Source organism: Actinoallomurus liliacearum (assembly GCF_039542035.1).
Lineage (GTDB): Bacteria > Actinomycetota > Actinomycetes > Streptosporangiales > Streptosporangiaceae > Actinoallomurus > Actinoallomurus liliacearum.
This window is the reverse complement of record NZ_BAABHJ010000004.1, coordinates 89,796-100,251: the sequence shown is the minus strand read 5'-3', so window position 1 is coordinate 100,251 and position 10,456 is coordinate 89,796. Positions and strand designations below refer to the sequence as shown.

The 10,456-nt window shown below is 72.1% G+C and carries 10 protein-coding genes; 5 read left to right on the top strand and 5 right to left on the bottom strand.

Going from position 1 to position 10,456, the window contains the following annotated elements; all coding sequences use genetic code 11:
- Positions 1 to 281 precede the first annotated feature (281 nt).
- Complete coding sequence (locus ABD978_RS07660) at positions 282 to 467, top strand: hypothetical protein (protein WP_345350615.1); 186 nt, start codon at positions 282 to 284, stop codon at positions 465 to 467.
- 69 nt (positions 468 to 536) lie between these two features.
- Positions 537 to 974 carry an HNH endonuclease gene (locus ABD978_RS07655; RefSeq protein ID WP_345350612.1) on the top strand — a complete coding sequence of 146 codons (438 nt, stop codon included), beginning with the start codon at positions 537 to 539 and terminating at the stop codon, positions 972 to 974.
- A 249-nt stretch (positions 975 to 1,223) separates the two neighbouring features.
- Here the strand turns inward: ABD978_RS07655 and ABD978_RS07650 are convergent, their stop codons facing one another.
- On the bottom strand, positions 1,224 to 2,015 hold the full coding sequence (locus ABD978_RS07650; RefSeq protein WP_345350609.1) for a class II aldolase/adducin family protein: 792 nt from the start codon (positions 2,013 to 2,015) through the stop codon (positions 1,224 to 1,226).
- A 108-nt stretch (positions 2,016 to 2,123) separates the two neighbouring features.
- Between ABD978_RS07650 and ABD978_RS07645 the strand changes: the two genes are divergently transcribed.
- A complete protein-coding gene (locus ABD978_RS07645) occupies positions 2,124 to 3,209 on the top strand; it encodes a PucR family transcriptional regulator (RefSeq protein WP_345350606.1) in 1,086 nt (361 codons plus the stop codon).
- 208 nt (positions 3,210 to 3,417) lie between these two features.
- Here ABD978_RS07645 and ABD978_RS07640 read toward each other — a convergent pair whose 3' ends face one another.
- The 4 genes from ABD978_RS07640 to ABD978_RS07625 form a co-directional block, all read right to left on the bottom strand.
- Positions 3,418 to 4,185 carry a LysE family translocator gene (locus ABD978_RS07640; RefSeq protein WP_345350603.1) on the bottom strand — a complete coding sequence of 256 codons (768 nt, stop codon included), beginning with the start codon at positions 4,183 to 4,185 and terminating at the stop codon, positions 3,418 to 3,420.
- A 281-nt stretch (positions 4,186 to 4,466) separates the two neighbouring features.
- Entirely contained in the window at positions 4,467 to 4,703 is a 237-nt protein-coding gene (locus ABD978_RS07635) for a hypothetical protein (protein ID WP_345350600.1), read from the bottom strand.
- Between the two features lie 468 nt (positions 4,704 to 5,171).
- The gene (locus tag ABD978_RS07630; protein ID WP_345350597.1) at positions 5,172 to 6,581 is read right to left on the bottom strand and encodes an aldehyde dehydrogenase family protein; all 1,410 of its coding nucleotides are present in this window, start codon (positions 6,579 to 6,581) and stop codon (positions 5,172 to 5,174) included.
- 69 nt (positions 6,582 to 6,650) lie between these two features.
- Positions 6,651 to 7,421, bottom strand: coding sequence for an NEW3 domain-containing protein (locus ABD978_RS07625; protein WP_345350594.1), 771 nt, complete (start codon positions 7,419 to 7,421; stop codon positions 6,651 to 6,653).
- Positions 7,422 to 7,691: 270 nt separating this feature from the next.
- On the opposite strand from ABD978_RS07625, the gene ABD978_RS07620 reads away from it, so the two are divergent.
- Both ABD978_RS07620 and ABD978_RS07615 read left to right on the top strand, forming a co-directional pair.
- On the top strand, positions 7,692 to 9,155 hold the full coding sequence (locus ABD978_RS07620; protein ID WP_345350591.1) for an alpha/beta hydrolase: 1,464 nt from the start codon (positions 7,692 to 7,694) through the stop codon (positions 9,153 to 9,155).
- Positions 9,156 to 9,373: 218 nt separating this feature from the next.
- The gene (locus ABD978_RS07615; protein WP_345350588.1) at positions 9,374 to 10,453 is read left to right on the top strand and encodes an alpha/beta hydrolase; all 1,080 of its coding nucleotides are present in this window, start codon (positions 9,374 to 9,376) and stop codon (positions 10,451 to 10,453) included.
- Positions 10,454 to 10,456 lie beyond the last annotated feature (3 nt).

Here is a 10,456-nt window from a genome sequence, read left to right as displayed (position 1 = left end):
CGGCGGTGCGGCGGTGCGGCGGTGCGGCGGTGCGGCGGTGCGGCGGTGCGGTGGTGCGGCCACGGGTGGGCGGCACGCGACGTCGCCGGACGACCGGCCGGTGCGGCCGTGCGGCTCAGAGGTGGGCGGCCGCACCGGCGGTCGGCGTGGGGTCGCGTGCGGCTGACCGATATGCCCATTGCCGCGGACCGCATCCCGTGGGATATTCCGAAAAAGGCGTTGCCTGCGGTGCCTCCGTTGAATCATGCTATTCCCGATTTCGGGGAAGAAAGGGGGAGAGGGTGTACGACCACATCGAGTCGGCGGACGAGACGCCGAGCGACGCGCCGGCCGCGCACACCCCGCCGGGGCGGCGCTCACGCATGTCCACCGAGGTTCTGACCTGCGGTGACCCGGCCGAGTACGGTCCGGACGAGCACCGGAGACACGATCGAATAGCCGACGGAGACCACCGCCAGGGCGATTGACGCCCTGGTACGACGTCGGCCGCCTCCGGACCTCCGGGAGCGGCCCTTTTCATTCGATAGGGGATTTCGGTGCACGTACTCGTTCTGAACGCGTCGTACGAGCCGCTGCACAAGGTCGACGTGCGGCACGCGGTGCGGATGCTCGTACGCGGCGTCGCGGTGGTCGAGGAGGCGGTGGAGGGCCGGCGGATCGGGCACTTCCCGTTACCGCGGGTGCTGCGGCTCGTCCGCTACGTGGCCATGCGGTGGCGGCACGGCCACCGGCCGGCGTGGGGCAAGCGGGGGCTCCGGCGCCGGGACGGCGGGTTGTGCGCCTACTGCGGTGGGCGGGGGAACACCGTCGACCACATCTTCCCCCAATCGCGCGGCGGCGGGTCGACCTGGGAGAACACCGTCCTGGCCTGCGGTCCCTGCAACAACCGCAAGCGGGACCGTACCCCCGAAGAGGCGGGAATGCTGCTGCTGGTCGAGCCGCGGATCCCGCTGTGGAGCGAGCTCCTGCCGTGACGAACGTCCGTGAGGCACGGGCGACGTGCCGTAGGGAGGGGCGGCGATCGCGTGGATCGCCGCCCCGCCCCGGCACGCCGTGGCCGCGGGGCCGGATCGCAAGGGGATCACTGGAAGGACACCGGCCGTACGACCAGGGCAGAGGCAACTTAGCGCCCGGCCCGCGGTCCCGGAAGGGCGACGGGCCTGACGATAATTTGCAACCGGCGTCAGCGCCGCCGGGTGGGTATCCGCCCGGCGGGCCCGCCGTCACTCGAACAGGTCGGGCTGCTCGCGGACGATCTGGTCGTACAGCGGCTGGTAGTTGATCCACGCCACCAGGTCGTTGCCGAGCTGGTCGTGGGTGAGCTTGGCGTTCTCCTCGGAGATGTGCACGACCCGGCCGGCGGCCTTGGCCAGCAGCTGGACCTGGCAGGAGCGCTCCATCGTGATGAACCACCAGGCGGCGGCGTCGACCGAGTCACCGACGGTGAGAAGGCCGTGGTTGCGCAGGATCACGGCCTTGCGGTCGCCGAGGGCGGTGGCGATGCGCCGGCCCTCCTCCAGGTCCGTCACCACGCCGGTGTAGTCGTCGAACAGGGCGTGGTCCTCGTAGAACGCGCACACGTCCTGCGTGATCGGCTCCAGCAGCTCGCCGAGGGCCGAGATCGCCCGGCCGTGTACGGAGTGGCTGTGGGCGGCCGCCACGACGTCGGGCCGCGCCTGGTGGATCTGGGAGTGGATGGCGAACGCCGCCTCGTTGACGGGGTAGCGGCCCTGGACGACCTTGCCCTCGTGGTTGACGAGGATGAGGTCGCTCACCCGGATGTGCTTGAACGACATCCCGAACGGGTTCACCCAGAAGTGGTCGGTGAGCTCGGGGTCGCGCGCGGTGATGTGCCCGGCGACGCCCTCCTCGAAGCCGAACTTGCCGAACAGCCGCAGCGCCGCCGCGAGCCGCTCCTTGCGATGCCGCCGCTCCTCCTCGACCGTCTCGAAGGTCGGGGGCAGGTTGAAGATCAGCTCTTGCGGGGGCAGTTTGTCCAGGAACTCGTCTGCCATGGGTTGACTCCTCCGATGTTCGTCTCCTAATACCAAACCTGATCGCACGACGTTTCGCCTAGCCGCACCGGCACCAAGGATGCGGAAGGTGATTATCCGAGAGAGCCAATGAACCGCTTCAGCGAGCTGTTGAGAGACGACGACGGCGTGATCGCGGACGCGGCCGTGCGGGCCGCGCGGGTGCACTCGCCGCCGGTCGCGGCCCTCCCGGAGGCCGAGGTCCGCCGGCACGTGCGGGCGGTGGTCCAGGCCGCGATCGGCGCGATCACGGCGGGAGGGGAACTGGCCGAGGCGGACCTGCGGGCCGCCGGGCGGCTCGGCGCCGACCGCGCCCGCCAGGGCGTGCCGGTCGCGGCGCTGCTCGACGGTTTCCAGGCCGGGCGGGCACTGATCGTGCGCACGGTCGTGGAGCGCGGCCGCGCCGCCGGCCTGCCCGCAGACGACCTCCTCGAGGGGATGATCAGGATCGACGCGGTCGCGACGGCGCTGGAGCACCGCATGGTTCACGCGCACCGGATCGCCGAGCTGGAGATGGCGCGGACGACCCGTGACGCGCACGCTCAGGTGCTGCGCCGGGTCCTGCACGGCGAGAGCGGTGACCCCGCGCCGCTCGACGCCGCACGCCCCTATCACTGCCTGGTCGGCGATGTCAGCGATCCGCGAACGGCCGCGTCTCTGGAGCGGCTGCTGACCGGCGGGCTGTGCGCGCTCGTCGACGGCCGCCTCGCCGCGCTCGTGCCGCTGGTGCCGGACCTGCCGACCGGCGCGCCGCTGTTCGTCGCGTCTCCGGCGGTTCCCCTGGCCGATGTCCCCTCGATGTACGCGCTCTGCCGGGCGGCACTGCGGGCGGTCGCGGGCGAGGGCGGCCTGCACCGGCTGCCCGACCTGGCCCTCGCGGTGGCGGCCGCGGGCGCGCCGGACCTCGGGCGGCTGCTGGCCGACACCCTCCTGGACCGCCTGGACCCGGCCGACGACTTCCACCGGCAGCTCGCCGAGACCGCCTTGGCCTACCTGGACAACGACAAACGGATCGAGCCCACGGCCGGTGCCCTGCACGTCCATCCGAACACCGTGAAGTACCGCGTGCGGCGGTTCGGCGACATCACCGGCCGGTCCCTGGTACCGCCGACCGGAGCGGCGGTCGCCCACTCCGCGCACTGGTGGTGGGCGTTGCGCACCTGGCTGGCGCGCTGACGCGCCTTCCAGCCGGAAGGCCGCCCCGCCGGGAAGACGCCTGCGCGCCTCCCCGGCGGGGCTCGTCCGTCAGGAGACGGTGCCCTGGTTCACGCCCAGCGTGATCGTCGCGATCAGGCCGCGCGAGAGGTCGCCGGGTTGCACGGCCGTGAGCCGTACGACGCCGGCGGGGCCGCCGGCCTGGTAGATCCAGGGTCCGGGGCGGCTGCTAGCGGTCGCCGTCGAGGGCCACCGCGGCGCTGATGGCGAGCAGGGCGGAGCCGGCCAGACCGTCGAGGGCCCGGCGGGCGGCGCCGCCGCGCAGCACCCGGGAGATCGGGCCGATCGCCAGCGAGAACGTCCGCCACCACACGACCGCGATCGCGAGGAAGATCACGGCGAGCGTCGCGGTGGTGCGCAGGCGTGGTTCGTCGTGCGCCACGAACTGCGGCAGGAGCGTCAGGAAGAGCAGCGCGATCTTCGGGTTGAGGAGGTTGGTGAACAGGCCCTGCCGGAACATCGCCCCGCTGGTGAGGGGCGCGGATCGGACGCCGTCCGCCGTGCCCGGCGTGGCGGCCGGAGCGGGCGCCGCCGCGGTCGGCCGCGCGGTGCCGGCCGACTCCGCCACGGCCGGCCCGGGAACCGTCGCCTCCGGCAGGGCGGCCGCCGCCGCAGCGATGTCGGCCTCCGCCTCCGCGGCCGGGTCGACGGACATGATGGCCGAGATCAACATCCGGATGCCCAGGTAGGCCAGATAGGCCGCGCCGGCCAGCTTCACCACGGTGTACGCGGTCGCGGACGCGGCGAGGATCGCGGACAGTCCGAGCACCGCCGCGGTCGCGTGGATCGAGATGCCCAGGCAGCAGCCCAGCCCGGTCAGCCAGGCCGCACGGCTGCCGGCGCTCAGGCCGTTGCGTACGACGAGGAGCATGTCCGGGCCAGGGGTCACGGTGAGGAGCGCGACGACGCCCAGGAAGGGGAACAACAGTTCGGGCACGCGCTCATCGTAGGCCGTCGGGTCGGCCCTGACCCGGCACATTCCCCGGCTTTGCGGCGAACTTGACGAATCCGAAATGACCCGACGATGCCCGTCTCGCCGCGGCGACCCCGGACGCGCCCAGGGGTCTGCCGCTTTCACCTACGCGACGCGCCCATCGGCGATCACGTCGTGATCGCCGATGGGCGCCGCACAATGCCGGGGACGCCTGTCTCACGATGTGAGAACTCCGGTAAGTCGCGGGGCAGCACCGGGTCGAGTGCCGTGATCCGGTGGCGTGGTCACCACGGGTACAGGCCATAGCCGCCGTCGTACGGCAGGCAGGAGAATCCGTGCAGCTTGCCCAGTTGGGCGAGGACGTTTCCGCTGTACTGGCACTCTCCGTACGTCGAGTACCAGCGGGGAGACCAGCCTCCGTCGGCGGCGGACGCGGATGCGGCGCCGGAGAGGGAGAGTGCCGCAGCCGCCACGGTGAGGCCGGTGGCGATGCCAAGCCTGCCAAGAGCGGCACGTCGCATGGGTTGCCTCATTTCGGAAGTCGACGATCCTTGCCGAAGGTCCGAATCGACGATAATGGCAGAGTCATCCTTGTGCGAGCATCTCGCAATGACGCCGAGTGGACTTAAGTGCAATTCTGCACGTGAACGGCCATTCTGTCTTGACCTGCCGAGCTATTGTGATATATACCACGCAAAGTGGTATGTCGGAGGTCGGCGACAAAAAGAATTTCCAATCCACTGACCTGCGGAAATAAATCGTCGTCGACATGTCGCGCGGCCGATCCAAAGGTGCGGCGGAAAATGGCGCATCCGCGAGTGAACCGTTTCGCCCCCACATCCGTATGCGGAATTAAGCCGTCATCGGTCAGTGCCGGCCCATGCGCGGCCTTTCGCCGCAGATGACAGCGGACCGCGCAAATTCCTCCCGGCCCGGCCACCGCCCGGCCGGGAGAACTCGCGAGTCGTTCAGCGGACTCCTGGGGGCGGTCAGCGCTTGGCGCGGTGCACGACCTGGGTCTCGGTGAAGCCGACGAGGCCCCACGTGCCGTTCTCGACGCCGATGCCGCTCCACTTGAACCCACCGAACGGCTGGTGCGGCGCGAGGGCCAGATGCGTGTTCACCCACGCGGTACCGCACTCCAGGCGCTCGGCGACCTCGGCGGCACGGTCGGCGTCGGTTCCCCAGACAGAGCCGGACAGCCCGAAGTCGGTGGCGTTCGCGCGGGCGACCGCGTCCTCGACGTCGGTGTACCGGAGTACGGGCAGGGCCGGGCCGAACTGCTCCTCATCGACGATCCGCACCCCTTCGGCGACGTCCGTCAGGATGGTCGGCGCGAAGAAGTAGCCGGGACCGTCGATCGGCGCCCCGCCGGCCGCCGCCCGCGCCCCGTTCGCGAGCGCGTCCGCCACCAGTTCCTGGACCCGCTCGTACTGCGGCCGGTTGTTGATCGGGCCGTACTGGACGCCCTCCTCCAGACCGTTCCCGACCTTCACGGACCGCGCCTTCGCGGCGAGCGCCTCGACGACGTCGTCGTACAGCCGTTCCGGGACGTACACCCGCTTGATGGCCGAGCAGACCTGGCCGTTGTTGGCGAAGGCCTGGTCGAAGACCTTGTCGGCGACCACCGCGGGGTCGGCGTCGTCGAGCACGATCGCCGGGTCGTTGCCGCCGAGCTCCAGTGTGGTCCGCTTGAGGTCCGGGGCCGCCGCGGCGGCGACCTTCTTCCCCGTCTCGATCGACCCGGTGAAGCTGATCTTGCGGGGGACCGGGTGCGAGGTCATCCACGCGCCCAGGTCGTCGCCGCCGCTGACGACGTTCAGCACGCCCGGCGGGAGAACATCGCGCAGCAGCTCGCCGACCTTCAGCGTCGCGAGCGGCGTGTACGGGGACGGCTTGAGGACGAGGGTGTTCCCGGCCAGCAGCGCCGGGGCGATCTTCCACGCGGCGAGGACGAGCGGGAAGTTCCACGGCGTGATCGCCGCGACGACCCCGAGCGGGCGGCGTACGACCTCGACCTTCGCCCGGTCGTCGTCCTGGATGACCTCGCGGGGGATCTCCAGGTCGGCGAAGTACTGGAGCCAGATGGCGGCGCCCATGACCTCGAACCGGGCGTCCTGGAGGGGCTTGCCCTGCTCCGCCGTCAGGGTCTCGGCCAGGTCGCCGCCGGCCGCGGCCAGCAGCACGTCGGCCGCGGCCTTCAGCGCGGTGCGCCGGGCGGTCTCATCGGACCGCCACGCCGGGTACGCCGTCGCCGCCGCGTCGAAGGCCGCGTCGAGCTGGGCTCGCGAGCAGTCCGGCGCGGCGGCGTGCGGCGACCCGGTCGCCGGATTGATCACGTCGAACGCGGCCGTGGTCTCCACGGCGGCGCCGCCGATCGTCATGGTGAACTCGGGCATCGGTACCTCCTGGGAAGCCAAACCGAATAGCGTTCAGTTTGGCCCCAGGAGGTCCGTCTTGGCCAGAACCTATCGACGGCCGGTGACCACGACGCGGAACGACGTCGTCGGACCCGGGATGGTCAGCGAACCCGCCGTCGCCCGCGACCACGCGGCCAGCCGCACCGCTCCGGGCTGCCCCTGCACGACCATCGGAACGAGGACGGCCGAGCTCCGCCCCGGCTCGAGCCCGCCGAGGTCACAGCCGAGGTACTCGCCGTGGCGGGCGCAGCCCTGCCCCTCACGCACCGACCAGCCGGCCGGGATCGCGGCCACCAGCTGCACGTGCTCGAGCGGCCGGTTGCCGGTGTTGGTGAGCGTCCAGCGCACGGTCTGCAGCTCGCCGGGCGAGACCTCCCAGTGCGTGGCCTGACCGGTCATGTGCATGGCGTAGGCCGGCCGGACCGGCATCGGCTGCGGGTCGGCGGGCACGATCCGCACCGGGTGCTCGGCGACCGGCCGGACCTGTTGCGCGTTCCCCGACCGGACGTTCGTGTTCTGCTCACCGGGCCGGTCGGGCCGCGGCTCGGCCCGCCGCGCCTGGACGGCGGTGTGCGCCGGCTGCTGTGCCTGCCCGTGAGCGGCCTCGGCCGACGGCCGGTTCTGCTGCGCCTGCGCGTGGCCGGCGGACTGGGACTGGGACTGGGATAGCTGCCGGGCGTGCTGCGGCTGTGTACGGACGGCGGGCCGGGCCGGCTCAGGCTGTGGGTCCGCCGGCCGGGCGTGCGACGCGGCCTGGGCCTGCGGCGCGAGGCCGAGCAGGCCGGTCCCGATGAGTGCGGTGATCGCGTATGAGCGCATGACGTCCCCCCTGATGGTGATCAGCGCAGACGCTAGCCGGACCCGCCCCGGGCGGCGTGCCGACCGCGCGTGACTTGGCCCAGTCCTGGCGTGGTCGCGATCCTCGATTGACATCGGCCCCGGACCGCTCGCGTCCGCCGGCGGCCGCCGCACGCGTCCCGGACGCCCGGAGCGGCGGTACGGCGTACCGCGTGGCCACCAGAGGTCAAGGAAGCACCGACCGGCGAGTCAGGGATGTTCCTCGGCGCCGTCGATCGTCAGAATCCGCACATGCGATCACGACTCCTCGTCACCGCGGTCGTCGCCACCGCCGTGGCCGCGGTCGGCGGCCCGGCCGCCGCGGACGGCACCCCGTCGCCGACGACCGGCAGCGCTCCGCGACCCGCCGGAGCCCCGGCCGCCCCGGGCCGGCCACGGCTGGCCGACCCGCACCCGTGCCCGGACCAGCCCGGCTTCACCTGCTCCACCCTGCGGGTACCCCTCGACCACCGCGGCAAGGTGCCCGGCACGCTCGACCTCCAGGTCGCCACCGCGGACAATGCCGGCGCGCCGAAGGGCGTCCTGCTGTTCCTCACCGGCGGGCCCGGGCAGCCCGGCGTGCCGTTCATCACCCGGATCGCCACGCAGCGGCTGCCGGAGCTCGCCAAGGACTACCGGTTCGTCATGCTGGACCAGCGCGGCACCGGGGAGTTCGGCGCGATCGACTGTCCGCAGCTGCAGGCCCAGGTCGGCAGCTCCGACATCGCCGCGCCCACCCCCGCCGCCATCGAGGAGTGCTCCGACATCCTCGGTGACCGGCGTGGCCTCTACAGCACCGAGCAGACGGTCGCCGACTACGACGCGCTCCGCCAGGCGCTCGGCGTGCCCAAGATGGTCGTCGACGGCGTCTCGTACGGCTCGTTCACCGCCGCGCGCTACGCCGCCGTCCATCCGACCCACGTCCGCAAGGTCGTCCTCGACTCGGTGCTGCCGCACGTCGACCCGCAGGCCGACGACGGCCTGTACTTCGTCGGCCTGCACGCCCAGGCCCGCGTACTGCGCGACGCGTGCGCGACCGGGCCCGCCTGCGCGTCCGACCCGGCCGAGGACCTGGCCTGGGTGGTCCGCCACCGTACGGCCGCGGACGGCGTCAAGATCTTCGACGCCATCGTCTCCTACGAGTTCCTCGACCCGACCTACCGCGACCCGAACCCGCCCGGCCTGCCCGCCGGGCACGGTGACCTCGTCGGCGCGCTGCACGCCGCCCGGCAGGGCGATCCGGCCCGGCTCGACACGATCATCGCCGACATGGCGCCGGGTGGGGATCCCGTCGCGTCCTACAGTTCCGGACTGCACATCGACGCGTTCTGCTCCGACGGCGCCTTCCCGTGGGGCCGGTCCGACGCGCCCCTGGGCAGCCGGCAGGCGAAGCTGGACCGGGCGCTGCGGCACACCGACCCGCACCGTGTGTGGCCGTACACGCTCGCGACGTCGGCGGGCAGCGGATTCACCCAGGAGTGCCTGCGCTGGTCCGCGCGCCCGGCCGCGGAGCCGCCGGCCCGCCTGCCGAACGTCCCGGTGCTGCTGCTGAACGGTGACCACGACCTGTCCACGCCGCTCGAGTGGGCGTATGAGGAGGCGACGCACGCGCCGAACGGCAAGGTCGTCGTCGTGAAGGGCGCCTCGCACTCGATCCAGAACCGCGAGCGCGGGCACGCCGGACGGGACGCGGTGATCGCGTTCCTCGCCCACTGACCGCCCACGGCGACCGGCAGGGGCCGGGCGGTTCACCCGCCCGGCCCCTCGGGCATACGGATGGGGGAACACGGCGGGTCCCCGGCGCTCCTCTCGCGGGCGGAGCCGAGCGGATTCCCGGGTGAACATCGCTCGAAAAGCGGATGAATCAGGAGCCGGGGCCGCGAGCCGCCACTTAGCCTCGGCCTGCTCGCGTCAACGGTTCTTCGGGGGACGACATGGGACTGATGGGCTGGCCGCTTCTCATCGCGGTCGTCCTGCTCGCCATCGGGGGGCCGGTGGCCTGCCTGTACGTGTGGAACCGCGTGAAGGGACGGCTCGCCGTCACGGTCCGGCTGTTCATGATCGTGATGTGCCAGGTCTTCGCGCTGTTCGTCGGCGGCGTCAGCCTCAACCACTACTTCGAGTTCTACGCCTCCTGGAGCGATCTGTTCGGCGGCGGCAAGGGCGAGGGCACCCCGATCGAGCAGGTCGGCGCGGGAGGCGTGGGCGGCGGGCCGGCGCGCTTCGAGCGCACGCCGAAACTGGACCCGGACGTCTACACCGCGACGATCACCGGCGAACACTCCGGGGTGCGCTCGCGAATCCTGGTCTGGGTGCCGCCCGGGTACGGTTCGCCGGCCAACGCCCACCAGACCTATCCCGTCGTCGAACTCCTGCCCGGCTACCCCGGGACCCCCTCGACCTGGTTCCACGCCGTGCACGGCGCCGCCGCCCTCAAGGAGGCCATCACGGCCGGCCGCGCGCACCCCTTCATCCTCGTCGCTCCGGTGACGACGGTCGTGCACGGCCGCGACACCGAGTGCGTCGACTTCCCCGGCGGGCCACGCGTCGAGACCTGGCTCACCGACGACGTGCGCCAGGCGGTGACCAGGGCGTTCCGCGTCCAGCCGGACCGAAGCGGCTGGGGGCTCATGGGGTTCTCCACCGGCGGCTACTGCGCGGCGAAGATGGCGATCCGCCGGCCGGACCTGTTCAGCGCGGCCGTCACCATGCAGGGAGACGCCGTTCCGCAGACTCCGGAGGTCCGCCGGGACCACGCGTTGTTCGCGCAGAACTCGGTGCTCGACCTGCTGCGCGCGCACCGTCCGCCGGTCAGCCTGCTGCTGGCCGGCACCCGGCAGGACCGCAACTCCGACCAGGCGATCAACCAGATCATGCCGCTCGTGAAGCCACCGACGGCGGCCTTCCTGTACGTCCTGCCCAAGGGCGGCCACAACGCCTCGGTCTGGAACTCGATGCTGCCCCAGGCGTACGCCTGGCTGAGCGGCCGCCTGTCCGCTCCGCACCCGGCCTGACGA